This window comes from uncultured Kocuria sp., assembly GCF_947500125.1.
In the GTDB taxonomy this organism is placed as follows: domain Bacteria; phylum Actinomycetota; class Actinomycetes; order Actinomycetales; family Micrococcaceae; genus Kocuria.
Map to the genome: position 1 here is coordinate 177,773 of NZ_CANMRA010000004.1, position 26,693 is coordinate 204,465.

At 73.6% G+C, this 26,693-nt stretch carries 27 protein-coding genes; 21 read left to right on the forward strand and 6 right to left on the reverse strand.

Translation table 11 applies throughout. From position 1 onward, the window contains the following. Positions 1-11: 11 nt before the first annotated feature. Positions 12-884, reverse strand: coding sequence for a hypothetical protein (locus tag Q0817_RS04410; RefSeq protein WP_298584845.1), 873 nt, complete (start codon positions 882-884; stop codon positions 12-14). 6 nt (positions 885-890) lie between these two features. Next, a complete protein-coding gene (locus tag Q0817_RS04415) occupies positions 891-1,697 on the reverse strand; it encodes an exodeoxyribonuclease III (RefSeq protein ID WP_298584848.1) in 807 nt (268 codons plus the stop codon). 167 nt (positions 1,698-1,864) lie between these two features. Here Q0817_RS04415 and Q0817_RS04420 point away from each other — a divergent pair, with 167 nt between their 5' ends. Continuing rightward, positions 1,865-3,151 carry a CAP domain-containing protein gene (locus tag Q0817_RS04420; protein ID WP_298584851.1) on the forward strand — a complete coding sequence of 429 codons (1,287 nt, stop codon included), beginning with the start codon at positions 1,865-1,867 and terminating at the stop codon, positions 3,149-3,151. Between the two features lie 75 nt (positions 3,152-3,226). Here the strand turns inward: Q0817_RS04420 and nadE are convergent, their stop codons facing one another. Next, complete coding sequence (gene nadE, locus Q0817_RS04425) at positions 3,227-4,051, reverse strand: ammonia-dependent NAD(+) synthetase (RefSeq protein WP_298584854.1); 825 nt, start codon at positions 4,049-4,051, stop codon at positions 3,227-3,229. A 161-nt stretch (positions 4,052-4,212) separates the two neighbouring features. On the opposite strand from nadE, the gene Q0817_RS04430 reads away from it, so the two are divergent. The 16 genes from Q0817_RS04430 to Q0817_RS04505 all read left to right on the forward strand — a co-directional run bounded on the left by Q0817_RS04430 (position 4,213) and on the right by Q0817_RS04505 (position 19,467). Continuing rightward, positions 4,213-5,040, forward strand: coding sequence for an enoyl-CoA hydratase (locus tag Q0817_RS04430; protein ID WP_298584857.1), 828 nt, complete (start codon positions 4,213-4,215; stop codon positions 5,038-5,040). 50 nt (positions 5,041-5,090) lie between these two features. Further along, the gene (locus tag Q0817_RS04435) at positions 5,091-7,445 is read left to right on the forward strand and encodes a glycoside hydrolase family 65 protein (RefSeq protein ID WP_298584859.1); all 2,355 of its coding nucleotides are present in this window, start codon (positions 5,091-5,093) and stop codon (positions 7,443-7,445) included. 204 nt (positions 7,446-7,649) lie between these two features. Beyond that, positions 7,650-9,431, forward strand: coding sequence for a DNA helicase RecQ (recQ, locus tag Q0817_RS04440; RefSeq protein ID WP_298584947.1), 1,782 nt, complete (start codon positions 7,650-7,652; stop codon positions 9,429-9,431). 61 nt (positions 9,432-9,492) lie between these two features. After that, the gene (locus Q0817_RS04445) at positions 9,493-9,891 is read left to right on the forward strand and encodes a molybdopterin-binding protein (protein ID WP_298584860.1); all 399 of its coding nucleotides are present in this window, start codon (positions 9,493-9,495) and stop codon (positions 9,889-9,891) included. 5 nt (positions 9,892-9,896) lie between these two features. After that, positions 9,897-10,658, forward strand: coding sequence for a molybdate ABC transporter substrate-binding protein (gene modA / locus Q0817_RS04450; protein ID WP_298584949.1), 762 nt, complete (start codon positions 9,897-9,899; stop codon positions 10,656-10,658). Next, the gene (locus tag Q0817_RS04455) at positions 10,655-11,461 is read left to right on the forward strand and encodes an ABC transporter permease (protein WP_298584861.1); all 807 of its coding nucleotides are present in this window, start codon (positions 10,655-10,657) and stop codon (positions 11,459-11,461) included. Before modA ends, Q0817_RS04455 begins: the two co-directional genes overlap by 4 nt. Further along, positions 11,458-12,132, forward strand: a complete 675-nt coding sequence (locus Q0817_RS04460) for a sulfate/molybdate ABC transporter ATP-binding protein (RefSeq protein WP_298584863.1) — start codon at positions 11,458-11,460, stop codon at positions 12,130-12,132. Before Q0817_RS04455 ends, Q0817_RS04460 begins: the two co-directional genes overlap by 4 nt. Before the next feature lie 114 nt (positions 12,133-12,246). After that, positions 12,247-13,455, forward strand: a complete 1,209-nt coding sequence (locus Q0817_RS04465) for an acyl-CoA dehydrogenase family protein (protein ID WP_298584865.1) — start codon at positions 12,247-12,249, stop codon at positions 13,453-13,455. A 51-nt stretch (positions 13,456-13,506) separates the two neighbouring features. Then, positions 13,507-14,265, forward strand: a complete 759-nt coding sequence (locus Q0817_RS04470; RefSeq protein WP_298584867.1) for an SDR family NAD(P)-dependent oxidoreductase — start codon at positions 13,507-13,509, stop codon at positions 14,263-14,265. 134 nt (positions 14,266-14,399) lie between these two features. Continuing rightward, positions 14,400-14,981, forward strand: coding sequence for an orotate phosphoribosyltransferase (pyrE, locus tag Q0817_RS04475; protein ID WP_298584869.1), 582 nt, complete (start codon positions 14,400-14,402; stop codon positions 14,979-14,981). Further along, the gene (locus tag Q0817_RS04480; RefSeq protein ID WP_298584871.1) at positions 14,974-15,627 is read left to right on the forward strand and encodes a TrmH family RNA methyltransferase; all 654 of its coding nucleotides are present in this window, start codon (positions 14,974-14,976) and stop codon (positions 15,625-15,627) included. The genes pyrE and Q0817_RS04480 overlap by 8 nt, the downstream gene beginning before the upstream one ends. 88 nt (positions 15,628-15,715) lie before the next feature. Beyond that, a complete protein-coding gene (gene fbaA, locus Q0817_RS04485) occupies positions 15,716-16,738 on the forward strand; it encodes a class II fructose-bisphosphate aldolase (protein WP_298584873.1) in 1,023 nt (340 codons plus the stop codon). A gap of 179 nt (positions 16,739-16,917) precedes the next feature. Continuing rightward, positions 16,918-17,358, forward strand: a complete 441-nt coding sequence (locus tag Q0817_RS04490) for a helix-turn-helix domain-containing protein (RefSeq protein ID WP_298584875.1) — start codon at positions 16,918-16,920, stop codon at positions 17,356-17,358. Between the two features lie 47 nt (positions 17,359-17,405). Then, positions 17,406-18,008 carry a PIN domain-containing protein gene (locus Q0817_RS04495; protein WP_298584878.1) on the forward strand — a complete coding sequence of 201 codons (603 nt, stop codon included), beginning with the start codon at positions 17,406-17,408 and terminating at the stop codon, positions 18,006-18,008. Positions 18,009-18,180: 172 nt separating this feature from the next. Continuing rightward, positions 18,181-18,600, forward strand: coding sequence for a DUF3151 domain-containing protein (locus tag Q0817_RS04500; RefSeq protein ID WP_298584880.1), 420 nt, complete (start codon positions 18,181-18,183; stop codon positions 18,598-18,600). Positions 18,601-18,702: 102 nt separating this feature from the next. Further along, the gene (locus Q0817_RS04505) at positions 18,703-19,467 is read left to right on the forward strand and encodes an Asp/Glu/hydantoin racemase (protein WP_298584882.1); all 765 of its coding nucleotides are present in this window, start codon (positions 18,703-18,705) and stop codon (positions 19,465-19,467) included. A 31-nt stretch (positions 19,468-19,498) separates the two neighbouring features. Here Q0817_RS04505 and Q0817_RS04510 read toward each other — a convergent pair whose 3' ends face one another. Beyond that, positions 19,499-20,209 carry a maleate cis-trans isomerase gene (locus tag Q0817_RS04510; protein ID WP_298584885.1) on the reverse strand — a complete coding sequence of 237 codons (711 nt, stop codon included), beginning with the start codon at positions 20,207-20,209 and terminating at the stop codon, positions 19,499-19,501. 91 nt (positions 20,210-20,300) lie between these two features. On the opposite strand from Q0817_RS04510, the gene Q0817_RS04515 reads away from it, so the two are divergent. From Q0817_RS04515 to Q0817_RS04525, 3 genes are all read left to right on the forward strand, one after another. Continuing rightward, a complete protein-coding gene (locus Q0817_RS04515; RefSeq protein ID WP_298584886.1) occupies positions 20,301-21,746 on the forward strand; it encodes an amidase in 1,446 nt (481 codons plus the stop codon). Then, positions 21,743-22,246 carry a DUF3830 family protein gene (locus Q0817_RS04520; protein ID WP_298584887.1) on the forward strand — a complete coding sequence of 168 codons (504 nt, stop codon included), beginning with the start codon at positions 21,743-21,745 and terminating at the stop codon, positions 22,244-22,246. The genes Q0817_RS04515 and Q0817_RS04520 overlap by 4 nt, the downstream gene beginning before the upstream one ends. An 80-nt stretch (positions 22,247-22,326) precedes the next feature. Continuing rightward, complete coding sequence (locus tag Q0817_RS04525) at positions 22,327-22,989, forward strand: GntR family transcriptional regulator (RefSeq protein ID WP_298584889.1); 663 nt, start codon at positions 22,327-22,329, stop codon at positions 22,987-22,989. Between the two features lie 28 nt (positions 22,990-23,017). On the opposite strand, the gene Q0817_RS04530 is transcribed toward Q0817_RS04525, so the two are convergent. Beyond that, positions 23,018-23,791 (reverse strand): trimeric intracellular cation channel family protein, encoded by a 774-nt coding sequence (locus Q0817_RS04530; protein WP_298584890.1) that lies wholly within the window; start codon positions 23,789-23,791, stop codon positions 23,018-23,020. 155 nt (positions 23,792-23,946) lie between these two features. On the opposite strand from Q0817_RS04530, the gene Q0817_RS04535 reads away from it, so the two are divergent. Further along, positions 23,947-25,395, forward strand: a complete 1,449-nt coding sequence (locus tag Q0817_RS04535) for an AI-2E family transporter (RefSeq protein WP_298584892.1) — start codon at positions 23,947-23,949, stop codon at positions 25,393-25,395. A 13-nt stretch (positions 25,396-25,408) separates the two neighbouring features. Here the strand turns inward: Q0817_RS04535 and Q0817_RS04540 are convergent, their stop codons facing one another. Next, complete coding sequence (locus Q0817_RS04540) at positions 25,409-26,656, reverse strand: phosphatidylserine/phosphatidylglycerophosphate/cardiolipin synthase family protein (protein WP_298584895.1); 1,248 nt, start codon at positions 26,654-26,656, stop codon at positions 25,409-25,411. Between the last annotated feature and the right edge of the window lie 37 nt (positions 26,657-26,693).

A 26,693-nucleotide genomic window follows, 5' to 3' on the forward strand; every position in this document is an offset into this window, starting at 1 on the left:
CCGACCACGCCTCAGCTGGCGTTCTCGAGGTGCGCCAGCGGCAGCCAGCGGTGCATGAGCCGGCGGAACGCCACGGCGGCGCCGTGGGCGTCCTGCGCGGCCAGCAGCTCCACGGCGTCCGCGAAGTCCTGCGGGCTCTCGTCCGGCTGGAACGCGTCCGCGAGCGAGCCGTAGTGCAGGACCACGAGGGAGTTGGCGGAGAACGCCCCGAGCCACCGGCCCAGGTGCGTGAGGTCCTCGGCGAGGTCCTCCAGGTCCTCACCGCCCGCGTCCTCCACCACCTGCGCGGCGCGCACCACCCGCCGGGTCGCGAGGTCCACCGGCACCGCGCACCGGTGCACGCGGTTGCCGTGGTGGAAGCTCTCGGTGTGGTCCTGGGCGGTGAACAGCGAGAACCAGGCCATGGGCACCGTGAACGCCGACTGGCGCGCGTGGACGGGCACGAAGTGCTCCCGGCTCACGCGCTCGCCCGCGGCCCGGACGGCGTCCTCGGGGATGAGCAGGTTGGGCAGGGGCTGCCCGCCCTCCTCCTCGGCGAGCGCCACGAGCCGCAGCGAGCGGCGCAGCCGCTGCGGGGGGTGGTAGACGGGGAAGTCGCCGACCCCCGCCGCGAGCATGTCCCGGCCCCGGGGCGCCGCGGAGAACGGCAGGGTCCACAACGGCTCCACGGCCGGGGGCAGCGGCTCCTCACCGGGCTCGGCCAGGCGGGCGAGCTGCTCGGTCAGCTCGTTGACCCCGGCCTCCTCGGGGGACAGCGCCCGGGGCAGCAGCGGGGCGTACACGGCGTCGAGCTCCTCGGCGGGCACGTACACCCGCAGGGCGAACTGGTGGGGGATCCCGGTGGCCGAGCGGAACGTCCGGCCGACCTGCAGCAGCTGGGACACGGCCGCTCAGGCGATCTCGACGATCACGGGGGCGTGGTCCGAGGCGCCCTTGCCCTTGCGCTCCTCGCGGTCGATCGACGCGTCCGTGACGCGGCCGGCCAGGGCGGGGGAGTAGAGCTGGAAGTCGATGCGCATGCCCTCCTTCTTCGGGAAGCGCAGCCCCTTGTAGTCCCAGTACGTGTAGACGCCCGGGCCGGGGTGCCGGGGGCGGACCACGTCCTGGTAGCCGGCCTCCTCGAGGAAGGCGCGGAAGGCGGCGCGCTCGGGCGCGCTGACGTGGGTCAGGCCGTTGTCGAGGAAGAACTGCAGGTCCCACACGTCCTCGTCCTGCGGGGCCACGTTCCAGTCGCCCACCAGGGCGACCTGCGCCTGCGGGTCCTCGTCGACCCACTGCTTGGCGTGGTCCTTGAGCACGCGCAGCCACTCGAGCTTGTAGGGCATGTGCGGGTCCTCCAGGCCGCGGCCGTTGGGGACGTAGAGGGACCAGACGCGCACCCCCGCGCACGTGGCCCCGATCGCGCGGGCCTCCTGCACGGGCTCCTCGCCGGGCTTGCCGAAGGCGGGCTGGTCCGGGAAGGTGCGCTCCACGTCCTCGAGGCCCACCCGGGAGGCGATCGCCACGCCGTTCCACTGGCTGAGGCCGAAGTGGGCGACGTCGTAGCCCATGAACTCGAAGAGCTCCCAGGGGAAGTTCTCGTCCTTCGCCTTGGTCTCCTGCATGGCCAGGACGTCCACGTCCGAGCGCTGCAGCCACGCCTCCACGCGGTCGGCGCGGGCGCGGACGGAGTTCACGTTCCAGGTGGCGATCCTCATGGTCCCCACGTTACCGGCTGGCCCGGACGCCCCCGCCCACGGGGCGGGCCGCCCGCCCGCCCGGTCGGCGATTGCCTGCGGACCCCTTCCCTCCGGTGATTGCATATGCTAACTTCCTGCTGGCCCGTGCCCCCGGCGGCGCCGTCCCCAGCAGGGAGAGACCCCCCATGAACCTCGCACGGACCGCGCTCGTCGTGTCCACCGCCTTCGCCCTCCTCCTCGGCGGCGTCCCGGCGGCGCTCGCAGCGCCGACTCCTCCGCCCGAGCCGCCTCGGTTGTCCGGGCCTCCCGAGCTGTCCGGCCCCGCGGGCGCGCCCGCCCCTCGCCTGTCCGGGGGCTCGGCCGGCGACGTCGCCCCGGCGAGCCCCGCGGAGGTCCCGGAGGCTCCGGCCGCCGGGGGCCTCGCCGCCGGCGGCCTGGCCGGGGCGGCGGCGGCCGGTGCCCACCCGACCACGGTCGAGGACATCACCGAGGCCTTCGAGATCGTCAACGACCACCGCAGCCAGGCGCGGCGCGCCCCGCTGGTCTACAACACCGCGCTGTCCCGCAACGCCCAGCAGTGGGCGGAGACCATGGCCGGGGCCCGGAAGGAGTCGCGCAACCCGGACCCCTGGGCCGGTGCCCCCTCCGGCGGCGTCCGGATGGACCAGTACTACGGGAAGGGCGTCTTCACCGGCGCGTTCGAGGGCGTCGACGCGGTCGAGGCCCTCGCCCACTACCTGCTGGACTTCTACCCCCGCGAGGGGACCGACCAGTTCGCCCGGGACCTGACCCACCTCGGCATCGGTGTCAGCCACGTCGCCACGTCGGGCTCGGACGGACCCGGCTGGGAGACCTACCTGACCATCTACTACTACGCCTATCCGGCCGGGCAGGCCGTGCCGGGGACGTTCCCGACCCCGGCGCAGGGCTTCGTGCCCCCGGTGACCGCCCCGGCCCACACCGTCCGCGGCGCCATCGGCACCAAGTACCACCGCCTGGGCGGAGCCGCCGTGCTCGGCGAGCCCACCATGAGCGAGCGCGGCGGTCTCGTGCACGGCGGTGTCTACCAGCAGTTCCGGAAGGGCACCCGCACCACCACCATCTACTGGGCCCCCGGCTACGGGGCGATGGCCGTGAAGAACTACGGCTCGATCGGACGGAAGTGGATCGGGGCCGGCCGGGAGCACAACTTCGGCCTGCCCGCCACGGACGAGCGCCCCGCCACCGGCGGCGCTTACCAGGTCTTCCGCCGCGACGGGCGCTCCACCCAGGTCATGTGGAGCCCCGGCACGGGCTCCCGGGCGATCAAGCTGTACGGCGCGATCGGCCGGGCCTGGAAGGCCGCCGGCCGTGAGCGCGGCTACGGCTTCCCCGTCACCGACGAGTACCGGTACGGCGCCGAGGTGCGCCAGCGCTTCTCGAAGGGCTACACCGTCCACTACGCGGCCGGGCGGACCTGGGCCACCCGCTGAGGGGCCCCGACGACGACGGAGCCGCGCACCCCGATCGGGGTGCGCGGCTCCGTCGCTCCGCGGGTGCTCCGGGCGTCAGTCCCGCCACCAGTCGTCGAGGATCGTGGCGGGGGTCGTGCGCTTGTGCCGGGTGGTGCGCCAGCGGTGCTCGATCTTCTCCGCCACGGCGTCGTCGACCTCGTGGCCCTCCAGGTAGTCGTCGATGTCGTCGTAGGACAGCCCCAGTTCCGCCTCGTCGGTCTGGCCGGGGGCGTCGTCGAGCAGGTCCGCCGTGGGGGCCTTGGCCCACAGCCGTTCCTCGGCGCCGAGGGTCTTCGCGAGGAGCCGGTTCTGCCGCTTGTCGAGACCGAACAGCGGCAGGACGTCCGCCCCGCCGTCGCCGTACTTGGTGAAGAACCCGGTCACGGACTCGGCGCCGTGGTCGGTGCCGATCACCAGGTAGTTGTGCTCCCCGGCGATCGCGTACTGGGCGATCATCCGCATGCGGGCCTTGATGTTGCCCTTGTTGAAGTCGGAGATCTCCCGGTCCGTGGCGCCCTCGAAGCCGTGCTCGAAGCCCTCCACCGCCGGGGCGATGTCGTAGGTGATGGTGCGGTCGGCGGCGACGAAGCGCAGGGCCGCCTGGGCGTCCTCCTCGTCGTGCTGCTTCCGGTGGGGCAGGCGCACGCCCACGAACTGCGCCTCGACACCCTCGCTGCGCAGCCTCTCGGCGGCCAGCTGGGCGAGCCGTCCCGCGAGCGTGGAGTCCAGGCCGCCGCTGATCCCGAGCACGAAGCCCCGGGTGCCGCTCGTCCGGAGGTAGTCGCAGAGGAACTGGACGCGCGCCTCGATCTCCTGCTGGGGGTCGATCTCGGGCTTCACGCCCATCTCGTCGATGATTGCTGCCTGCAGTGTCCGCATGCGCCCCATGCTAGTGCGGGGCGCTCCCGGGAGAGCAAGGGGGGGCACGTCCGGGAAACGGCGGGGGAGTTGCGTAGGATGCGGGCCATGCCCCTGCACCGCCCCGCCACCGCGGCCGGGAGCACCGAGATCCGACCGACCGAGCGAACCAGGAGCGCAGCATGAGCGACCAGCACGGGACCGACCACCGGAGCACCCCGGAGAGCAGCACCGCCGACCGCCCGGAGAACATCCTGGTCGAGACCCGCGGGCGGGTCGGGATCATCACCCTGAACCGGCCGAAGGCGCTCAACGCCCTCGACGCCGCGACCCTGCGCGAGGTCGTCGCCGCGTCCACCGCCCTGGACGCCGACCCCGGCATCGGGGCGATCGTCCTCACCGGCTCGGAGAAGGCCTTCGCCGCGGGCGCCGACATCAAGGAGATGGCCGGGTGCAGCGCCCCGGAGATGTACCTCGCCGACTGGTTCGCGGGCTGGGACGCCTTCACCCGGGTGCGCACGCCCGTCGTCGCGGCGGTGTCCGGCTACGCCCTGGGCGGGGGGTGCGAGCTGGCGATGATGTGCGACCTCCTGATCGCCGCGGACACGGCCCGCTTCGGGCAGCCCGAGATCAACCTCGGGGTGATCCCCGGGATGGGCGGCTCCCAGCGCCTGGCCCGCGCGGTGGGCAAGGCCAAGGCCATGGACATGGTCCTCACCGGCCGGCACCTCGATGCCGCGGAGGCCGAGCGGGCGGGCCTCGTCTCCCGCGTGGTGCCCGCCGCGGACCTGCTGCAGGAGGCCCTGGACGTCGCCGGGACCATCGCGGCGAAGTCCCTGCCCTCGGTCCTCGCGGCCAAGGAGGCCGTGGACGCGGCGTTCGAGACCACCCTCGCACAGGGGGTGCACCTCGAGCGCCGGCTCTTCCACGCCCTGTTCGCCACCGAGGACCAGAAGGAGGGCATGGCGGCGTTCGCGGAGAAGCGCGAGCCGCGGTTCACCCACCGCTGAGTCCCCGCCCCGACCGGGTGCAGCCCGGCCGCGGGAGCTAACGTGGTGCCATGCCTGAACCGTCGAACGAAGCCTCCGCCTGGCAGGTCCGCGAGTCCGCCCTCGACGCCGCCGCGGGCGGCGCCCTGGAGTCCGTCTTCGCCCTGTCCAACGGGTACGTCGGCGTCCGGGGGACGCTGGACGAGGCGCAGCCCAGCACCTCCCGCGGCACCTTCATGTCGGGGGTCCACGAGTACCACCCGCTGTCCTACCCCGAGGGCGGCTACGGGCACCCCGAGCACGGGCAGGCCGTCATCGGCGTGGCCGACGGCAGCACCGTGCACCTGCAGGTCGACGGCGTCCCCCTGGACGTACGGGAGTCGCCGCCGGAGCAGCACGACCGGGTGCTCGACCTGCGCGCGGGCACGGTCCGCCGGGCGACGGAGTGGACCACTCCGCGGGGCGCCCGGATGCGCCTCACGTCCACCCGGCTCGTCTCGCTGGTGCACCGCCCGGTGACGGCGGTCCACTACGTCGTCGAGGCGGTGGACCGGCCCGTGCAGGTGGTGCTCCGGTCCGGTCTCGTGGTCAACGGCACCCCGCCCAAGGTGGAGAACGAGGACCCGCGCGTGGCGGCGGCCCTGGAGAAGCCGTTCCGCCCCGAGATCCACCACTGCCACGACACGGGCGGGGTCCTGGTCCACCGCACCGCGCAGAGCCGCATCGGGGTCGCGGCCGCCGTCGAGCACGACGCCGTGCTGCCGGCCGGCGGCGCCGTGAGCACCCAGTGCGACGAGGACCACGTCGTGACGACACTCGTGGCCGACGTCGGACCCGGCGAGAGCGTGCGCCTCGTGAAGTACCTGTGCCACTCCTCGGCCGCGGACGACCCCGCCGACGACCTCCGCGGACAGGTGCTCGCCGCGATGGCCGGGGCGCGGCGGCGCGGCTGGGACGGGCTGCTCGCCGACCAGCGCGCGGAGCTGGACGAGTACTGGGACGGCGCGGACGTGGAGATCGACAGCGACCCCGAGCTGCAGCTGGCGGTCCGCTTCGACCTGTTCCAGCTCCTGCAGGCGGCGGCCTGCGTCAGCCGGGCCCCGGTCGGGGCGAAGGGTCTGACCGGCGGCGGGTACAGCGGGCACACCTTCTGGGACATCGAGGGCTTCGTGCTGCCGGCCCTGTCGCTGCTGCGCCCCCGGGACGCCGCGCGGCTCCTGCGGTGGCGCTCCTCGACCCTGGACCGGGCGCGGGAGCGGGCGCAGGTCCTGGACCTGGACGGCGCCTCCTTCCCGTGGCGCACCATCGACGGGCACGAGACGTCGGCGTACTGGCCGGCCAGCACCGCGGCCATGCACGTCAACGCCGACATCGCGCGGGCCTTCAGCTGGTACGCCGACGTGACCGGCGAGGACCTCACCACGGTCGGCGGGGTCGACGTCCTCGTGGAGACGGCGCGCGTGTGGGCGGCCATGGTGCACGAGGACCACGGGGGCCGCGTCCACCTGCTCGGGATGACCGGCCCGGACGAGTACACCGGCGTGGTCGACGACAACGTGTTCACCAACCTCATGGCCCGGCGCAACCTCCGGGCGGCCGCCGACGCGTGCGAGGAGCACCCCGAGCACGTGGGGCGGCTGTCGGTGACGGCGGACGAGCTCCAGCGGTGGCGGGCCCTGGCGGACGCGATCCACGTCCCCTACGACGCCGAGCTCGGCGTGCACCCCTCCAACGAGGGCTTCACGACCTACCGCGAGTGGGACTTCGAGGCCAAGCGCGACGGCTACCCCGTGGAGGAGCACTTCCACTACGCCAAGATCTACCGCCGTCAGGTCGTCAAGCAGGCGGACCTGGTCCTGGCCCTGTGGTGGTGCGCCGAGGCGTTCACCCCCGAGCAGACCGCCCGGGACCTGGACTACTACGAGCAGCGGACCGTGCGCGACTCGTCCCTCTCGGCCTGCGTCCAGGCCGTGGTCTGCGCCCGCGTGGGCCACCTGGACCTCGCCCTCGAGCACCTGCGCGAGTCCGCCCTCGTGGACCTGCGGGACATCCAGCAGGACGCCGAGCAGGGCCTGCACCTGGCCTCCGCCGCCGGGTCGTGGCTGGCCGTGGTCTGCGGCTTCGGCGGGCTGGACACGGGCGGGGACGAGCTGCGCCTGGCTCCCCGGCTGCCGGAGCGGCTGCACCGGATCGCCTTCCGCCTCCGGTGGCGCGGCCACCGGATCGGCGTGGAGGTCACCCGCACGGGCACGGTCGTGCGGCTCCTGGACGAGGCCCCCGGCGAGGTGGCGCTGCGGATCGACGACGAGCCCCTGACCCTCACGGCCGACCGCCCCGCGCGCGTCCCGCTGCACACCCCCCGCCCGCCCACCCCCGCGCCGCGCCAGCCACCGGGCCGCGCCCCGCGGGCGCCCCGCACCCCGTGAGCCCGTCCCGCCCGCACCGGCTACCCTGGCCGTGTGGGTGAGACGTGGAACGGACCGGAGACCGGCTGGGCGGAGCCTCCGCCGGAGACCTCCGACGGGTGGGACGTGACCGACCCGGAGGTGGCCGCCGCCTTCGCGACCGGAACCGCAGCCCCGCGCGAGACGCCCGCCGCCCCGCGCGCGACGTCGTCCGCGCCGCTCGAGGTGCTCACCCGGGTCTGGGGCTACGACGCCTTCCGCGGCCAGCAGGCCGAGATCATCGAGACGGTCACCCGGGGCGAGGACGCGCTCGTGCTCATGCCCACCGGCGGGGGCAAGAGCCTGTGCTACCAGCTCCCCGCGCTCGTCCGGGAGGGCACCGGGGTGGTCATCAGCCCGCTCATCGCGCTCATGCACGACCAGGTCGACGCCCTCGAGCAGCTCGGTGTGCACGCCGCGTACCTCAACTCGACCCAGACCGTCGAGCAGCGCCGCGACGTCGAGCGCCGTCTCCTGGCCGGGGAGCTCGACCTGCTCTACCTCGCGCCCGAACGCCTGCCGGCGGCCGCCGACCTGCTCGACCGCGCCCGCGTCGCGCTCTTCGCCGTCGACGAGGCGCACTGCGTGGCCCAGTGGGGCCACGACTTCCGCCCCGACTACCTCGGGCTGACGATCCTGCACGAACGCTGGCCCGACGTTCCGCGCATCGCCCTCACGGCCACCGCGACCCAGGAGACGCGCGAGGAGATCGTCCGCAACCTCCACCTGGGCGGTGCCCGCGTCTTCGTCTCCAGCTTCGACCGGCCCAACATCCAGTACCGCGTGGGGCCCAAGCAGGAGGCCCGCCGGCAGCTGCTGCAGCTCATCCGGACCGAGCACGACGGCGAGGCCGGCATCGTCTACTGCCTCAGCCGCGCCTCGGTCGAGCGCACGGCCGAGTGGCTGGCCGCCCAGGGCGTCACCGCGCTGCCGTACCACGCCGGCCTGCCCGCCGAGCTGCGCCGGCAGCACCAGACCCGCTTCCTGCGCGAGGACGGCGTCGTCATGGTCGCGACCATCGCCTTCGGCATGGGGATCGACAAGCCCGACGTGCGCTTCGTCGCCCACCTCGACCTGCCCAAGAGCATCGAGGGCTACTACCAGGAGACCGGTCGCGCCGGGCGCGACGGCCTGCCGTCGACGGCGTGGCTGGCCTACGGGCTGCAGGACGTCGTCCAGCAGCGGCGGATGATCGACGACGGCGAGGGGGACCGGCAGCGCAAGCGCGCCCAGACGCTCCACCTGGACGCGATGCTCGCGCTGTGCGAGACGGTGCAGTGCCGCCGCCAGCAGCTGCTGCGCTACTTCGGCGAGGCGAGCGGACCGTGCGGCAACTGCGACACCTGCCTGAACCCGCCCGAGGCCTTCGACGGCACGGTCCCGGCGCAGAAGCTCATGTCCACGATCGTGCGGCTGCAGCGGGAGCGGGGCCAGCAGTTCGGCGCCGGGCACCTGGTGGACATCCTGCTCGGCCGGGAGACGGAGCGGGTGGTGCGGATGCGCCACACCGAGCTCACCACCTTCGGCATCGGCACCGAGCTGAGCGACCAGGAGTGGCGCGGGGTGGTGCGCCAGCTGCTCGCCCAGGGCCTGCTCCAGGTGCAGGGCGAGTACGGCGTCCTGGCGATCACCGACGCGGCGGGGGAGGTGCTGCGCGGGCAGAAGGAGGTGCGCCTGCGCCGCGAGCCCGAGCGGGGGAAGGCCGCCCGCAGGCCGAGGACGGCCGCCGCGGCGCCGGTCCTCGACGAGCCCCAGCAGGAGCTCTTCCAGCAGCTGCGGGCCTGGCGCTCCACCGTGGCGAAGGAGCAGGGCGTGCCGGCGTACGTCGTCTTCAACGACGCGACCCTCTCCGCGATCGCGCAGAGCCGGCCCGGCTCGCTGGGCGAGCTGCGCGGCATCTCCGGCGTCGGTGACGCCAAGCTCGAGCGCTACGGCCAGGCCGTCTGCGACGTCGTCACCGGCGGCTGAATTCCCGCACCTGCGCCCCATATACCGGGCGAAAAACCGCAGATGCGGATATGGTGTCGTCATGACCGAGATCAGGATCGCCGACGCCGCCCGCTTCCTCGGCGTCAGCGACGACACCGTCCGGCGCTGGATCGACCAGGGCACGCTGCGCAGCACCCGGAGCGCCACCGGCCAGACCGTGGTGGACGGTCTGGAGCTGGCCCGCCTGCTCAAGGACCGCTCCGTGCGGCCCGAGGACCCCGCGCGCGTCGCCAGCTCGGCGCGCAACCGGTTCGTGGGACTGGTCACCGAGGTCGTCTCGGACACCGTGATGTCCCAGGTGGAGCTGCAGTGCGGCCCGCACCGGGTGGTCTCGCTCATGAGCACCGAGGCCGTCCGGGACCTGGGCCTGGAGCCCGGCCGCGTGGCCACGGCCGTCGTCAAGTCGACCGACGTCGTCGTCGAGACCCCCGGGGCGTGAGGCAGATGGTGCACGCCCGGGCCTCCGTCCTCGCCGTCCTCCTGACCTGCCTCGGGCTCGGCGTCACCGGCTGCGGGTCCGGCTCGCCCCCCGCCACCGTTCTCGACGTCCACGCCGCCGCCTCCCTCACGGACACCTTCACGGAGCTGGCGGAGCAGTTCGAGGCGCAGCACCCGGGGGTCGAGGTGTCGCTGAACTTCGCCGGCTCCTCCGCCCTGGTCCAGCAGCTCTCGGCGGGCGCGCCTGCCGACGTCCTCGCGACCGCCGACGAGCGGAGCATGGCCGGGGCCGTGGACGCCGGCCTCGTCGACGGCGAGCCCGAGGTCTTCGCGACCAACGTCCTGACCGTGGTCGTGCCCGCGGACAACCCGGCCGGCGTCGGCTCACTCCGGGACCTGGCGGACCCGGGCGTGCAGGTCGTGGTGTGCGCGCCGCAGGTGCCGTGCGGTGCCGCCGCCGAGCGGGTCGAGGAGACCTCGGGCGTGCGGCTGAGCCCGGTGAGCGAGGAGGGCTCCGTGACGGGCGTGCTCGGCAAGGTCGTCTCGGGCCAGGCGGACGCCGGTCTGGTCTACGTCACGGACGCCCGCTCGGCCGGGGACGCGGTCGAGGTCGTCGAGGTCCCCCGGGCCTCCCGGGCTGTCAACCGCCTGTCCGTCGCCGCGCTCGCGGACTCCGACGCGACGGAGCCGGCCCGGCAGTTCCTCGAGCTCGTCGCGGGCGAGCCCGGCCGGGAGGTCCTGGCCGGGGCGGGGTTCGGGGCGCCGTGACCCGGCGTCGTCCCCGCGGCTTCAGCACCGTCCCCGGCTGGGTGTGGATCCCGGCGGCCCTGGGCGCCCTGGTGGTGGTCCTGCCGGTCCTCGGGATGCTCGCCCGGGTGGACCGGGACGGCTTCCTCGGCCTGATCACCTCGGAGTCCTCCCGCACCGCCCTGTGGCTGAGCCTGCGCACCGCGACCGTCTCCACCGCGCTGTGCGTGCTGCTGGGCACCCCGATGGCCCTGGTGCTGGCCCGCGCGCGGCTGCCCGGCGCGCGGCTGCTGCGGTCGCTGGCGCTGCTGCCGCTGGTGCTGCCGCCCGTGGTCGGCGGGATCGCCCTGCTCCACACCTTCGGGCGCTACGGGCTCGTCGGGCGCTACCTCGAACTGGCCGGGATCAGCATCGCCTTCACCACCGTGGCCGTGGTGCTCGCCCAGACGTTCGTGGCGCTGCCGTTCCTCGTGGTCAGCCTCGAGGGGGCGCTGCGCAGCGCGGCGGCGGGCTACGAGGAGGTCGCGGCCACGCTCGGGGCCCGGCCCACCACCGTGCTGCGACGCGTCACCCTCCCCCTGGTGCTGCCCGGGCTGGCCTCCGGCGCGGTGCTCTCCTTCGCCCGCTGCCTGGGCGAGTTCGGGGCCACCCTGACCTTCGCGGGCAGTCTGCAGGGGACCACCCGGACCCTGCCCCTGGAGATCTACCTGCTGCGGGAGACCGACCCGGACGCCGCCGTCGCCCTCTCGCTCGTGCTCGTGGTCGTGGCGGTGCTCGTCGTGGGGCTGTCCGCCCCCGTGCGCCGGACGGTGGGCCGGCGATGACCGGGCCGGCGATGACGGAGGGGCTGTCCGTGACCGCCCGGCTGGCCGCACGGGACGTGGCCCTCTCGCTGACCGTCCCGCCGGGGGCCACCGTGGCGGTGACCGGCCACAACGGCGCCGGGAAGTCCACGCTGTTCGCCGTCCTCGCCGGGCTGCTCGTGCCGGACACCGGCCGGTGCACCCTCGCCGGGTCCGTGCTCTTCGACCTCGACGACTCCGGGCGCGGGAGCTGGGTGCCCCCGCACGAGCGCGGCATCGCGCTCATGGCGCAGGAGCCGCTGCTGTTCCCGCACCTGAGCGTGCTCGACAACGTGGCCTTCGCCCCGCGCAGCCGCGGGACGGGCCGCGCCCGGTCGCGGGCCGCCGCCCGGCACTGGCTCGCCGAGGTGGGGGCCGAGCAGCTCGCCGACCGCCGGCCGGCCCAGCTCTCCGGCGGCCAGGCGCAGCGCGTCGCGATCGCCCGGGCCCTGGCGGCCGAGCCGCAGCTGCTGCTGCTGGACGAGCCCTTCTCCGCCCTGGACACGGCCGCCCGGCCCCTCCTCCGCGAGCTGCTCGTCCGGGTGCTGGAGGGCCGGACGGCCCTGGTCATCAGTCACGACCCCGGGGACGCCGCCGCCCTGGCCGAGCACGTCGTGGTGCTCGAGAACGGCCGGGTCGCCGGTCCGGGGTGAGGCGGCCAGCCTCCGCCCCGGTGAGGTGGGTCACAGTACGATGTGCTCACCACCGTACGGTTCGACCGGTCCCGGCGGGCCACCCCTCCGCCCGGACCGACGAAAGGACATCCCATGAACCCGGTCCTGCGCGGGGAATCCCCGTCCGTGGAGCAGCGCTCCGGCATCCCCTTCCCGGACGCCGACCTCTTCTGCTTCGCCGCCCTCCTGCCGCCGCCCGAGCGCGCCCGGCTGGCCGAGCTGCACGCGTACCTCCAGGAGCAGGTCCGCCCCGTGGTCACGCCGTACTGGAACCGCGAGGAGTTCCCGTCCCACCTGCTCCCGGGCCTGGCCGCCCACGGGCTCGGCGAGCTCGAGCTCTCCGGGGCGAGCCGGCTGTTCCGGGGCCTGGCCTACGCCGAGGTCGCCCGCGCCGACGTCTCCCTCAGCGCCCTCGTGGGGATCCACAACGAGCTCATCGTCGATCTGATCGACGCGCTGGGCTCGGCGGAGCAGAAGAACCGGTGGCTGCCGGAGCTGCGCCGCTTCCGGGCCCTCGGCGCGTTCGCGCTCACCGAGCCCGAGCACGGGTCCGACATCGCCGGCGGCCTGGCCACCACCGCGACCCGCGACGGCGACGAGTGGGTGCTCACCGGGACCAAGCGCTGGATCGGCGCCGGCACGATCGCCGACCTCGCGATCGTCTGGGCCCGGGACACCGCCGACGGGAAGGTCAAGGGCTTCCTCGTGGAGACCGACCGGCCCGGGTGGACCGCCACCAGGATCGAGCACAAGATCGGCCTGCGGATCATGCAGAACGCCGACATCGTCCTGGACGAGGTCCGGATCCCCGCCGCCGCCGCCCTGCCCGGGGCCCAGGACTTCGCCGCCGCCAACGTGATGCTGCGCAACTCCCGCGCCTGGGTCGGCTGGCAGGCGGCCGGGGTCCAGCTCGCGATCTTCGACGTCGCCCGCGACTACGCCCTGGCCCGGAAGCAGTTCGGCCGCCCGCTCGCCCGGTTCCAGCTGGTGCAGGAGCCCCTCGCCCGGATCCTCGGCAACGCCACCGCGGCCCTGGGCCTCATGGCCCAGATCGCCCGGCTGCAGGAGGGCGGCGGCTTCGACATGCCCCACGCCGCCCTGGCCAAGGCCACCACCACCTCCCTGGCCCGGGAGTCGGCCGCGCTGGGCCGGAACCTGCTCGGCGGCAACGGCGTGGTCACCGACCACGAGATGGCCAAGCTCTTCAACGACGTCGAGATCCTCTACACCTACGAGGGCACCTACGAGATCAACGCCCTCATCGTGGGCCGCGCCGTCACGGGCGTCTCCGCGTTCGTCTGAGCCGCCCGTCCGAGTCCCCGCCCGAGCCACCCCGTCCCCGAAAGGACCCGCATGGACATCACCGACACCTCGGCCCTCGTCACCGGCGCCGCCTCCGGCCTGGGCGCGGCCACCGCCGTGATGCTCGCCTCCCGGGGCGTGCGCGTGACCGGCCTCGACCTGCCCGCGGGCCTCGAGAGGGCCCCCGCCGTGGACGGCGTCAGCTACGTGGCCGCGGACGTGACGGACCACGACCAGGTGCGCGCCGCCGTGGCCGCCGCGGCGGACGCCGGGCCGCTGCGGACCGTCGTGAACTGCGCCGGCATCGCTCCGTCCGCCCGCGTCCTGGGCCGGAAAGGGCCCCACGACCTGGCGCTGTTCGAGACGGTGGTCCGGGTCAACCTGCTGGGCACCTTCACCGTCCTGACGCTGGCCGCCGAGCGGATCGCGGCCACCGACCCCGTCGACGACGACGGGCAGCGCGGGCTGATCGTCAACACCGCCTCCGTGGCGGCCTTCGAGGGCCAGGTGGGCCAGGCCGCCTACGCGGCGTCCAAGGGCGGGGTGCACAGCCTGACCATCACCGCCGCACGGGACCTCGCGAGCTCCGGGATCCGGGTCAACACGATCGCGCCGGGCGTCCTGGAGACGCCGATGCTCGCCGGCCTGGGCGAGGAGTTCCGGGCCGGGCTGGCCGCCGGCGTGCCCTTCCCGCACCGGCTGGGCCGTCCGGAGGAGTTCGCCCGGCTCGTGGGCTCGTTCGTCGACAACGACTACCTCAACGGGGCCACCGTCCGCCTGGACGGGTCCCTGCGCATGGCCCCGCGCTGAGGGGGCGTCTTCGGGACAGCTCCGGGCCGGCGGGTCGCGTCCTGCCGGAAAGGCGCGTTCTCTCCCGCAGGACGCGACCCCTCGCGGCGGAGGCAGAGCGGAGGCAGGTCCGCGCGGCCCATAGACTGGGGCCCATGACCACCGACCTCTCGCCCGTCGACCTCGCGACGGCCCGCGACCGCCTCCGCCAGCTGATCATCGACCTCGCCGTGGTGCGGGGGAAGGTCACGCTCGCCAGCGGCATCGAGGCCGACTACTACGTGGACCTGCGCCGCGTGACCCTCCACCACGAGGCGTCCCGCTACGTGGGCCAGGTGATGCTGGCGCTGCTCGACGACGCCGGGATCTCCTGCGACGCCGTGGGCGGGCTGACCATGGGCGCGGACCCCGTCGGCCACGCGATCATGCGCACGGCCGGTGACCAGGGCCGGGCCGTCGACACGTTCGTGGTGCGCAAGGCCCAGAAGAGCTATGGGATGGGCCGTCAGGTCGAGGGGCCCCCGGTGCAGGGGCGCGACGTCGTCGTGGTGGAGGACACCTCCACGACCGGCGGGTCCGCGCTCACCGCGGTGGAGGCCCTGCAGCGGGCCGGCGCCAACGTGGTGGCCGTGGCGATCATCGTGGACCGCCGGACCGGCGCCAAGGAGCGCATCGAGGAGACGGCGGGCGTGCCGTGCCTCTACGCCTTCACCAAGGACGAGCTCGGGCTTGACTGACCCCGTCGACGAGGCCGGCGTCCCGGCGACCGGCCCGGAGGTCGGCGTCGGCCCCTGGGGGGGCCCCTGGCCCGAGGGCGAGCAGTGGGACCCGGAGCTGCTCGAGCACGGGGACCGGCGCAACGTCGTGGACGGCTACCGGTACTGGACGATGGACGCGATCGTCGCCGACCTCGACACCCGCCGGCACGGGTTCCACGTGGCCGTCGAGAACTGGCAGCACGACCTCAACATCGGATCCGTGGTGCGCACCGCCAACGCGTTCCTCGCCCGGGAGGTGCACATCGTCGGCCGGCGGCGCTGGAACCGCCGCGGAGCCATGGTCACCGACCGGTACCAGCACGTGCGCCACCACACGAGCGTCGAGGAGTTCGCGGCCTGGGCGCAGGCCGAGGGCCTGCCGGTGATCGGGATCGACAACTTCCCCGACTCGCAGCAGCTGGAGACCTACGACCTGCCCGAGCGCTGCGTGCTGGTCCTCGGCCAGGAGGGGCCGGGACTGAGCCCCGAGATGCACGCCGCGGCCGGGACCACCCTGTCGATCGCCCAGTTCGGCTCGACCCGCTCCGTCAACGCCTCCGCCGCGGCCGCGGTGGCGATGCACGCCTGGATCCGGCGGCACGTGTTCGGCCAGCCGGTCGCCTGACGGGCGACCCGCGGCGTCCACCCGTCGTCCAGCGGCGGCGGTTTGGCTAGAGTGGGAGCCAGGCCACACCCGAACCGAAGGAGCCAGCATGCCCATCGCAACCCCTGATGTCTACGCCGAGATGATCGACCGGGCCAAGGAGAAGGGTTTCGCCTACCCGGCGATCAACGTCACCTCCTCCCAGACCCTCAACGCCGCCATCCGCGGCTTCGCCGAGGCCGGCTCGGACGGCATCATCCAGGCCTCCACCGGCGGCGCCGCCTACTGGTCCGGGGCCTCCGTCAAGGACATGGTCACCGGCTCGCTCGCCATGGCCGCCTTCGCCCGCGAGGTCGCGAAGAACTACGACGTCAACATCGCCCTGCACACCGACCACTGCCCGCAGGACAAGCTCGAGGGTTTCGTGCTGCCGCTGCTCGAGGAGTCCGAGAAGGCCGTGGCCCGCGGCGAGGACCCGATCTTCCAGTCCCACATGTGGGACGGCTCCGCCATCGAGCTCGACGAGAACCTCAAGATCGCCCAGGAGCTGCTGGCCCGCACGAACAAGGCCAAGATCATCCTCGAGGTCGAGATCGGCGCGGTCGGCGGCGAGGAGGACGGCGTCGAGAACGCGATCAACGAGAAGCTCTACTCCACCGTCGAGGACGGTCTCGCCACCGTCGAGGCCCTCGGCGCCGGCGAGAACGGCCGCTACCTCACCGCCCTGACCTTCGGCAACGTGCACGGGGTGTACAAGCCCGGCGGGGTCAAGCTGCGCCCCGAGCTGCTCCAGCAGATCCAGGAGGAGGTCGGCAAGAAGGTCGGCAAGGACCGTCCCTTCGACCTCGTCTTCCACGGCGGCTCCGGCTCCACGGCCGCGGAGATCGCGAACTCGGTCTCCTACGGCGTGGTCAAGATGAACGTGGACACCGACACCCAGTATGCGTTCACCCGGCCCATCGCCGGGCACATGTTCGCGAACTACGACGGCGTCCTGAAGATCGACGGCGAGGTCGGCAACAAGAAGAAGTACGACCCGCGCGTGTGGGGCGCCCTGGCCGAGGAGTCCATGGCCGCCCGCGTGGTCGAGGCCTGCCAGAACCTCGGCTCCGCCGGGACCTCCGTCAAGTAGCCGCTCCACCCACCGCGGCCGCCCTCCGCGGCCGCGGCGACGGCGGCGTCCTGCCCGAGCGGGGCGCCGCCGTCGTCCTTCTGTGTAGGTGCAGAGGTTCCCTCTCTGTCATTTTCAGATATTTCACTTATTGCACATGTTGCACAGAAGTGAGATGATTCAGTCAGCGAGGAGGAACCATGTCCAAGACATCGACGCTCGAGATCCTCGACCCTACAAAGGTCCAGATCGAACAGGCGCGTGAAGTCGTCTCAGCTCTCGAAGGCCAGACGAACCCGACAGTGCGGATCCAGATAGGTGAAAGCTCCCACGAGGTTCCGGCTCAGCTTGCCGGGCTCGTGGAAGATCTGCTGAAGCGAGTGGCCCAAGGCCAGCACGTATCGGTCGGGGGTGCGCCGGAGGAAGTCACCACGACGGTTGCGGCCAAGATGCTGGGGATGTCCCGCCCGACACTGATGAAGCTGGTGCGAGAGCACAGAATCCCGTCGCGCCCGGTGGGTAAGCACACCCGTCTTCGCACACAGGACGTCCTCGCATACAGGAAATCTGTTTGGGACGTACGGGACCAAGCATTCGAACGTCTGCGCGATCCTTCTGGGGACCTCGAGATGGCGCCCTAGCGCGGTGACATCGTGCGCGGGGGGCCGGCCCTCATAGACTCACGATCATGAATGCTGGCCCCACTCACGTCCTCCTCGACGCCAGTGTCCTGTTCTCCCGTGCGTGCCGGGATTGGATCGCTCGTGGAGCACTGCTGTGCCGGGAAGGAATGTTTGTACCCCACTGGACGGAGGACGTCCTGTCCGAGTGGATGTACCAATTGCGGCGGAAGAATCCTGCGGCGCCTGACAACAGCATCGGTCAGAAGAGGCGGGATCTGGAAGGGGCCTTTCCGCGGGCCCTGATCACCGGCTACGTGATCAAGGACTCGCCTTTCACCGATCCGAACGACGCTCATGTTCATGCAGCCGCAGTCCATGCCGGGGTTGACATGGTGATCACGCAGGACTCAGGTTTCCATGCGGTCGACAACCATGTCCTCGACGGCTTGCCCTACGAAGTGTGGACGCCGGACGACTTCCTGGTGCTCATGGCGGACAGCTCGCCCGGACTCTTGTTCGCACTGGTCGAAGATCAGCTCGGATATTGGAGCAGGCGAAGTCCGGACGATGTCGACCTGCCCGGGCGTCTGCGCGCCGCACAGCTGTGTCGGTTTGCCTCGCAGGTCGAGGAGGCGCTGAAGAGGATGGCAATGAGCGACCAGTGGTAAGCACGTCCTTCCGCCAGCCTTCCTCTCTCGTCCTTCCCCTGCTGCAGCTCTGATGCCGGCGAGGGCCTCACCTGTAGTGGCCGCGACATGCCGGGGTCATCCGCCGCGTAGGCTGAGACATGATCATTCGGGGTCCAGGCCCCACCGCACAGAGACCTAGGAAGCACACAGCATGTCCCTCACCGGCAAGAACCTGCTCGGCGGCCCCGAGCCCACCTACCTCACCGAGGACCCGGGCCTGGTCGAGCGCATCGAGGCGGGCGACGAGGCGGAGGACCTCGCCGCGCGCTTCCCGAAGGCCTCCCTCGCGTGGGCCATGTGCGCCGAGGACGCCCTCGCCGAGGGCCGCACCCTCGAGGGCTACGCCTTCGCCCGCGTGGGCTACCACCGCGGCCTCGACGCCCTGCGCGGCCACGGCTGGAAGGGCCACGGGCCCGTCCCGTTCTCCCACGAGCCCAACCGCGGCTTCCTGCGGGCGCTCGCGGCCCTGGGCCGGGCGGCCGCGGCGATCGGCGAGTTCGACGAGGCCGAGCGCATCCAGAAGTTCCTCAACGACTCCGACCCCACGGCGGCGGAGCAGCTGCAGCGCTGACCCGGCGGTCGACCGGGCCCGGGGACGTCGGACGTCCCCGGGCCTTCGTCGTGCGCGGTCACGACCGTTGTCGACCGGGCCGCGCGGTGCCAGCATGGAGGCATGGCCGCCCTGCAGATGCCCATCCCGGAAGGCCCCGGCGTCCACCGCGTGCTCGGCGTCGTGAACCCCTACGACATGGCCCTCGACCGGGAGATGTGGCGGTGGATGCCGGCGACGACGTCCCTCGCGGTGGCGCGCACGCCGTTCCACCCCATGGTCGTGGACGAGCTCATGGCCGCGCGGATCGGCGACGACGCCGAGATCCGGGCCGCGGCCCGCTCCCTCGGAGCCGTGGCCCCGGAAGCCGTCGTCTACGCCTGCACGTCCGGCAGCTTCGTGCACGGCCGGGAGGGGGCCCGGCGGATCTCCGGGACCCTCGCCGAGGAGGCCGGCGTCCCGGCCGTCACCACGTCCGAGGCGCTGCTGGAGGCCTTGGACGCCCTGGGCGTGACCGCTCTCGCGATCGCCACCCCCTACGTCGAGCGGCTCACGCAGCGGCTGGAGGACTTCCTCGCGGAGGGCGGCAAGGACGTCGTCGCCTGCGCGGGACTGGGGCTGGACCGGCTCATCTGGCACGTCCCCTACGCCGTGACGGCGGACCTCGTCCGCCGGGCGGACCGGCCGGGGGCCCAGGCCGTGTTCGTGGCCTGCACCAACCTGCCCACCTACGACCTCATCGCGCCCCTCGAGCAGGAGCTGGGCAAACCCGTGCTGACCGCCAACCAGGTGACGCTCTGGGCGGGCCTGCGCCGGCTGGGCCTGGCCCCGGAGGGGCCGGGGCAGCGACTGTGCGCCCTGCCGTCCCGGGAGGTCGAGCTGTCCTGACCGCGCGGCCCCGGCCCGGGCGGCGCCGGGGTCACGCCCCGAAGAGGATACCGAGCCGGTCGGCGCGGGCGGGGTGCCCGGCCAGCCGCAGCCCGTGCCACGCCGTCACCTGGTTGGCGGTCAGCACGGGCATCCCGAGCGCCCGCTCGAGCCCCGGCAGGGCGGCCACCGTGTGCAGGGCCGTGTCCGGGACGAGCAGGCACTCGGCGCCCCGCACGTCCGCGGCGCGCGCGGCCCCGAACAGCCACTCGGCGTCGAGGCGCCCGGCGTCCTCGCCGCTGGGGACGTCGTGGGCGGACAGCGCCGTGACCGTGATCCCGTCGCCGGCCAGGAAGGCCGTGAAGTGGGCCGCGACGTCCGCCGGGTAGGTGGCGGCCACCGCGACCCGGCGGGCCCCCAGGTGCCGGACGGCCGCCGAGAACGCCCAGGACGTCGAGGAGGCGGGAGCCCCGCTGGCCTCGCCCACCCAGCCGGACTGGACCCGTGCCCCCTCCCGGCCGTGCACGAAGCTGCCCGAGGTACAGGCCCACAGCACGGCGTCCGGGGCGTGGGCGCGAGCCCGCCGGGCCGCGGGCTCCAGGTGGCGGCGGGAGCCGAGGGCCAGCAGCGCCTCGACGTCGTGCGCGGTGCCGCCTTCCCAGGTGCGCACCACGGGGAAGGCGGCGTCCGGCACGAGACGCTCCAGCACCTCGTAGTCGTCCTCCGCGCTGTGTCCCGGATAGAGCATGACCACCGTGTGCACGGCCTCGGCACCTCCTCCCCACGGGGTTGACCGGATCGGCGAAAAGCTTACAGTTTGATTGTCGACAATCGTAGCGTCCGGAGGAGGTCCCGTGCAGGACGTGCTGGAACTGTCCGCGGTGCAGCTGTCCTCGGCCTACGCGACGGGCGAGCTGTCGCCCGTCGAGGTCGTCGAGGCGACGCTGCGCGCGATCGGGTCCGTGGACCCGGTCCTCAACGCCTTCTGCCAGGTCGAGGGGGACGCGGCGCTGCGCGGCGCCCGGGAGTCCCGGGAGCGCTGGGCCCGCGGCGAGGGGCGCGGACCGCTGGACGGGGTGCCCACCACGGTCAAGGACCTGCTCCTGGCCCGCGGCCGGCCCACCCTGCGGGGCTCCCTGCTCATCGAGGAGACCGGGCCGTGGGAGGAGGACGCGCCGTCGGTGGCGCGGCTCCAGGAAGCCGGCGCGGTGCTCGTCGGCAGGACCACCACCCCGGAGTTCGGCTGGAAGGGCGTCACGGACAGCCCCCGCACGGGCGTCACGGTCAACCCCTGGGACACCACCCGGACCGCCGGCGGCTCCTCGGGCGGCTCGGCCGCCGCGGTGGCGGCCCGGCTCGGTGCCCTGTCGGTGGGCACCGACGGCGGGGGGTCCGTGCGCATCCCGGCCTCCTTCTGCGGGATCGTCGGGCTCAAGCCCACCTACGGGCTGGTGCCCCTGTACCCGGCGAGCCCCTTCGGCACGCTGGCCCACGCCGGACCGATGGCCCGCACCGTGGCCGACGCCGCCGCGATGCTCGACGTCCTCTCGGGGTACGACCCCCGCGACTGGTCGGCGCTGCCGACCCCCACCGGGAGCTTCCTCGAGCGGCTGGCCGGCCCGGAGCGGGCGGCCGGCCTGCGCGTGGCCTACAGCCCGGACCTGGGGTACGGCGTCAACGACCCCGAGGTCGAGCGCGCCGTCCGGGCCGCCGTCGGGGTGCTGGCCGACCTCGGGGCGGTGGTCGAGGAGGTGGAGCTGGGCGAGGAGGACCCCGCGTGGGCCTACCACGTGCTCTGGTTCAGCGGCGCGGCGTCCGTGGTGGCCGGCTACGGGGCCGGCGCGCGCGAGCGGATCGACCCCTCCCTGCGCGCCGCGCTCGAGCGGCACGGCGGATACAGCGCCCAGGACTACCTCGACGCCACGGCCTGCCGCATGGCCTGGGGCCGCCGGATGGGTCTGCTGCACGAGCGCTACGACGTCCTGGTGACCCCCACGCTGCCCCGGACGGCCTTCGAGGCCGGCACGGACGTCCCGGCCGGGTCCCCGAGCCCGGACTGGACCAGCTGGACGCCGTACTCCTACCCCTTCAACCTCACCCAGCAGCCCGCGGTCACCGTCCCGTGCGGGCTCACGGACGAGGGCCTGCCCGTCGGCCTGCAGATCGTGGGCCCGCGCCACGGCGACCAGCGGGTGCTCGACGTCGCGGCCGCCTACGAGGCCGCGGCCGGCCGGGGCGCCCCGCGCCCGCCGGTCGCCGCCCGGTCCTCCGCCGCCGTCCCCGAAGGGAGCACCCCGTGACCCGCTACCTCACCGTCACCCTGGAGCGGCGCGCCGTCACCGCCCGCGCCCGCCTCCTCGACCGCGAGGCGCCCCGGACCGCCGAGGCCGTCTGGCAGGCGCTGCCCCTGGCCGGGCAGGTCTTCCACGGGAAGTTCGCCCGCAACGAGATCTACGCGCTGGTCCCCGCGTTCGCGCCCGAGGAACCGGGGCCCGAGAACCAGACGGTGACGCCCATCCCGGGGGACCTCTGCTACTTCAGCTTCGACGGGGTGCTCGAGAACCCCGCCTACGGCTACGACGCCTCCTCCGGGACCTCGGAGCACCGCCTGCTCATCGACCTCGCGGTCTTCTACGGGCGCAACAACCTGCTGCTCAACGGCGACGTGGGATGGGTGCCGGGCAACGTCTTCGCCACGATCGAGGACGGCCTCGACGAGCTGGCCGCCGCGTGCCAGGACGTGTGGATGGGCGGCGCCCGCGGCGAGACCCTGCGGTTCGCCCGCGCGGAGGACCCCTGAGCCGGGCACTGCGGCGCGGACTAGGATGGATCCCCGGCCCGGGCGCCCCGCCCCGGGCCGTGCAACAGATGGAGAGCAGCATGGCAGCCCGGTCGACCCTTCCCCCCGTGGTCCAGGAGTCGACTCCTGCGCTCATCGCCAGGATCCTGCGGGAGGCCATCGCCGACGGGCGCTTCCCGCCCGGGAGCCAGCTCGTGGAGCAGGAGCTGGCCCGGGAGCTCAACGTGAGCCGCGGGCCGCTGCGCGAGGCCATGCAGCGGCTGACGCAGGAGGGCCTGCTCGTGGGCCACCGCAACCGCGGCCTGTTCGTCATGGAGCTGACCGAGGAGGCCGTCCGGGACATGTACCTCGCCCGGGAGGCCGTGGAGTGCGCGGCCGTGCGCCGGATCGTGGCCACGGGCACCGGGGCCGGGGCCGCCGAGGCCCTGGCCGTGCCGCTGGCCGAGATGCGGGAGGCCGCCCCGGAGCCGAACGGGCACGAGATGTCGGAGGCGGACCTGCACTTCCACGAGCTGCTCGTGGAGCTCGCCGGCAGCCCCCGGCTGCTCAACATGCACCGGACGCTGCTCACCCAGATCCGGATGTCCCTGACCGGCATGCAGGGGACCTACGAGTCCGCCGACGCCCGCCTCCGGGAGCACGTCGAGATCGTGGAGGCGCTGGACGCGGAGGACGGGGACCGTGCGGACTGCCTGCTGCGGGCGCACATGCAGGACGGCCTCGAGCGGGTCCTGGGCGTCTGACCGGACGCCGGGCCGCCTCCCGTGCGGGTCAGGACGTGCCGGGGTCCGTGCCGCGGCCGGGACCGTCGCCGCCGCCGTCGGCGGTCCGGCGCCCCCCGCCGTTCCGGCGGCCGGGCCCGCGCGGACGCCACGACGGGCGCGGCCAGTCCCGCCGGGGCAGGCGCACGTTCCACTCGCCCGCCCCGGGCAGCCGCCACCCCCGGCGCCGGGCCACGACGGTGACCGTGGCGGCCGTGAGGATCGCCGCGGCCATGCCCCAGTTGGGGTAGCCGAGGCCGTGCAGCACCGCCATCTCGGCGCTGGCGATCACCGCGCCCGTGGCATAGAGGGTGTTCCCGCCGAAGATCATCGGCACCCGCCCCACCGCGATGTCGCGGATCATCCCGCCGCCCACGGCGGTGATCACGCCGATCATGACGGCCGGCAGCCAGGTCAGTCCCACGTCGAGCGCCTTCCCGGTGCCCGTGGCCGCCCAGCAGCCCACGGCCAGGGCATCGGCCACGACCAGCACGCGGTTGGTCCACTTCCCCTGGAGACGCAGGAAGAACGCGATCGTGGCACCGGCGATCGCCGTGATGAGGTACGCGGGGTTCGTCAGGGCCACGGGGAAGCCCACCTGCAGGAGGGTGTCGCGCAGCAGACCCCCGCCGAGCGCGGAGACGATGGCCAGGAACGCGAAGCCGACGGGGTCCATCTTCAGCTGGCGCGCCACCGCCCCGCCCAGGATGCCGTTGGTCAGCACGCCCAGCAGGTCGACGACGTCGAACGCCACGCTCGGATCCAGGTCCTCCACAGCCACCACGACCCCGCCCACCTCCTCCACGGCCCACCGACGCCCGAAGGGTAGCACCCGGCTCCCGCGGCCGCGCCGGTGGTGCTCTACTGGACGGGGGAGCACCGGCACGACGTCCCGTGCCGGCCGCCCGACCGGCACGGCCCGCCACCAGGAGTTGTCCCATGAGCACCTCACCCGCCTCCGACCCGCTGTCCTCCGACCCGCTGTCCTCCCGCCCCGGGACGGGATCCACCCGCGCCGACGTCGCCGCGGAGGCCGCCGCGGCCCGCTCCGCGTCCGCCCCGCCCGCCGCACCGCCCGCCGCCCCGCCCGTCACACCGCCGGCGGGGTCCACGGGGCCAGGGGCCGTTCCCCGCGCGCTCTCCGCCGCGGGCCCGTGGTCGGACCCCCTGGGACGGGCCGGCTCCCGCTCCGCCCAGGTCCTGCTCGTCGCGGCCGTGCTCGTGGGGCTGGTGTGGATCCTGGTCCGCGTGTCGCTGGTGGTGATCTCCGTGCTCGTGGCGCTCATCCTGGCCTCGGCCGTGAGCCCGCTCGTGCGGTGGCTGAGGAGCAGGGGCTGGTCCGGGCTGCTGGCCACCGTGGCGGCCTTCCTGGGCATCCTCGCCCTGGTGGGCGGGGTGGTCACGGGCATCGTCCTGGCGGTCCGCAGCGAGTGGGACAATCTCGCGGCCTCGGTCGTGGAGGGCTGGGAGGAGCTGCAGCGCTTCATCATGTCCGGGCCCCTCCCCGTGGACACCGCCTCCCTGGACGCGCTGCTCCAGCGGGCCACGGACTTCCTGCTGTCCAGCGCCTTCGCCGGCGGGGCCATCAGCGGGCTCACGGCGGCCACCGAGTTCCTCGCCGGGGTGGTGCTCGTGATCGTTGTCCTGTTCTTCTTCCTGAAGGACGGGGCGACGATGTGGAACTTCACGCTGCGCTGGTTCCACGGGGAGACCCGGGCGAGGCTCGCGGAGTCCGGGGACCGGGCCGTGCAGGTGCTCGGCGGCTACGTGCGCGGCACCGCGGTCGTCGCCGCCGTCGACGCGCTGTTCATCGGGGTCCCCCTGGCCCTGCTCGGGGTGCCGCTGGCGCTGCCGCTGGGCGTCATCGTGTTCATCGGCGGCTTCATCCCGATCGTCGGCGCCACGGCCGCGGGGATCCTGGCGGCCCTGGTCGCGCTGGTGACCAACGGCCCGGTGATCGCGCTGGTGGTCGTCGGCGTCGTCGTCGTCGTCAACCAGGTCGAGGGCGACCTCCTCCAGCCGGTGGTGATGGGCCGGACCCTGAGCCTGCACGCGATCGTCGTGCTCCTGGCCCTCACCGTGGGCACCATCGTGGGCGGGATCTTCGGGGCCGTCCTCGCCGTGCCGATCACCGCGGTGGCCTGGGCCGTGATCCAGGTGTGGAGCGGGCGGTACCAGGCGGGCGAGGACCCGGTGCTGGGACCGGACCCGCTCGATCCCCAGGGCACCGCCCGGTCCAGGGCGAGCATGGCCGAGCGGTGGAAGTACCAGCGGATGCGCTACCAGCAGCGCCTCGGGAGCCGGCTGGGGGCCACGGAGCACGACGCCCGCGGCAGGGCGCAGCACGAGCCCGCACCGGACCGCGGAGAGCAGGACGCACCGCGCTGAGGCCCCCGAGGGCTCAGAGGAAGGGGCGCAGCGGCACCAGGACGGTCTCGGCGAACCAGGCCGCGGGGTGCCGCTCGTCCCACTGGCCGGCCGTCAGCTCCCGGCAGTTCTCGCTGTCGGCGGCGAAGACCTCCTCCATGTCCGCGGCGAAGTCCCGGTCGTGGATCTCCAGGTTCGTCTCGTAGTTGAAGCCCAGGCTCAGCCGGTCGATGTTGGCGGTGCCGATGATCGACCACTGCCCGTCGATGGTCGCGGTCTTGGCGTGGATCATCGCGTGGCGGTACAGCAGCACCGTGATGTCCTCGGCCAGCAGCGTGGAGTAGAAGCCGCGGGAGAGCCAGTCCGCGAGGACGTGGTTGGAGTCCTCGGGCAGGATGACGCGCACGTCCACGCCCCGCCGGGACGCCTCGATCAGGGCGGAGAGGATCTGCTGGTCGGGGATGAAGTAGGCGGTGGTCAGGTAGATGTGGTCCGTGGCCCGGTGGATCGCGTCGAGGTAGACGCTGCGGATGGGGTACACCAGGCTGGCCGGGATGTTGTTGATGGCGTGCACCCGGGAGTCCCAGGAGCCCGGGTTCACGTGCGGGAGCTTCGTCCGGCGGGCCGAGGGGTGGTTCCACACCGCGGCGAAGGAGTGGCCCAGCTCGAAGGCGGCGGGGCCGGTGAGCCGCACGTGCGTGTCCCGCCACTGCGTGGCGTAGAGGGACCCGATGTTGTAGCCGCCCACGAACCCGATCTCGTCGTCGACGACCAGTAGCTTGCGGTGGGTCAGCCCGGTCGCCTGCAGCGGGCTCAGCAGCAGGCGCGGGCGCAGGACGGGGACCCGGAAGACGTGCACGTCCGGGTGGAAGCGGTAGAACCGGCGGGGCACCACGAGGTTGCCGAACCCGTCGTACATCACGTGCACCTCGACGCCGCGGGCGGCGGCGGCGTTGACGGCGTCCAGGAACTCACGGCCGACCGCGTCGTCCTTCCAGATGAACGTCTCCAGCTGGACCCGGTGCTCCGCGCCCCGGATCGCGGCGAGCATGTCCCGGTAGAGGTCCTCCCCGTAGGTGTAGACCGTGGTGCCGGTCTCCGCGACCGTGTGCTCGAACGTGCCCGGGCGTGGGAAACCGGAGCGCCGCGAGCGGCTCCGGCGCTGGACCGCGTCGGTGGCCACCAGGGTGGCCACCACCGCCGCCTGCACGGCCAGCATGCCCACGACGGAGCGGACGGCGAACGAACGGAGCAGGCGGCGGCCCGGGGCGCTGGATCTCATTTGCAAAGCGTACCGGGGGACGGTCCCCGGTCCGGGG

Coding starts and splice junctions, on each gene's coding strand:
- Q0817_RS04415 (WP_298584848.1), bottom strand. CDS start 1,697: ATGAGGATCGCCACCTGGAACGTGAACTCCGTCCGCGCCCGCGCCGAC.
- Q0817_RS04420 (WP_298584851.1), top strand. CDS start 1,865: ATGAACCTCGCACGGACCGCGCTCGTCGTGTCCACCGCCTTCGCCCTC.
- nadE (WP_298584854.1), bottom strand. CDS start 4,051: ATGCGGACACTGCAGGCAGCAATCATCGACGAGATGGGCGTGAAGCCC.
- Q0817_RS04430 (WP_298584857.1), top strand. CDS start 4,213: ATGAGCGACCAGCACGGGACCGACCACCGGAGCACCCCGGAGAGCAGC.
- Q0817_RS04435 (WP_298584859.1), top strand. CDS start 5,091: ATGCCTGAACCGTCGAACGAAGCCTCCGCCTGGCAGGTCCGCGAGTCC.
- Q0817_RS04445 (WP_298584860.1), top strand. CDS start 9,493: ATGACCGAGATCAGGATCGCCGACGCCGCCCGCTTCCTCGGCGTCAGC.
- modA (WP_298584949.1), top strand. CDS start 9,897: ATGGTGCACGCCCGGGCCTCCGTCCTCGCCGTCCTCCTGACCTGCCTC.
- Q0817_RS04460 (WP_298584863.1), top strand. CDS start 11,458: ATGACCGGGCCGGCGATGACGGAGGGGCTGTCCGTGACCGCCCGGCTG.
- Q0817_RS04465 (WP_298584865.1), top strand. CDS start 12,247: ATGAACCCGGTCCTGCGCGGGGAATCCCCGTCCGTGGAGCAGCGCTCC.
- Q0817_RS04470 (WP_298584867.1), top strand. CDS start 13,507: ATGGACATCACCGACACCTCGGCCCTCGTCACCGGCGCCGCCTCCGGC.
- pyrE (WP_298584869.1), top strand. CDS start 14,400: ATGACCACCGACCTCTCGCCCGTCGACCTCGCGACGGCCCGCGACCGC.
- fbaA (WP_298584873.1), top strand. CDS start 15,716: ATGCCCATCGCAACCCCTGATGTCTACGCCGAGATGATCGACCGGGCC.
- Q0817_RS04490 (WP_298584875.1), top strand. CDS start 16,918: ATGTCCAAGACATCGACGCTCGAGATCCTCGACCCTACAAAGGTCCAG.
- Q0817_RS04495 (WP_298584878.1), top strand. CDS start 17,406: ATGAATGCTGGCCCCACTCACGTCCTCCTCGACGCCAGTGTCCTGTTC.
- Q0817_RS04500 (WP_298584880.1), top strand. CDS start 18,181: ATGTCCCTCACCGGCAAGAACCTGCTCGGCGGCCCCGAGCCCACCTAC.
- Q0817_RS04505 (WP_298584882.1), top strand. CDS start 18,703: ATGGCCGCCCTGCAGATGCCCATCCCGGAAGGCCCCGGCGTCCACCGC.
- Q0817_RS04525 (WP_298584889.1), top strand. CDS start 22,327: ATGGCAGCCCGGTCGACCCTTCCCCCCGTGGTCCAGGAGTCGACTCCT.
- Q0817_RS04535 (WP_298584892.1), top strand. CDS start 23,947: ATGAGCACCTCACCCGCCTCCGACCCGCTGTCCTCCGACCCGCTGTCC.
- Q0817_RS04540 (WP_298584895.1), bottom strand. CDS start 26,656: ATGAGATCCAGCGCCCCGGGCCGCCGCCTGCTCCGTTCGTTCGCCGTC.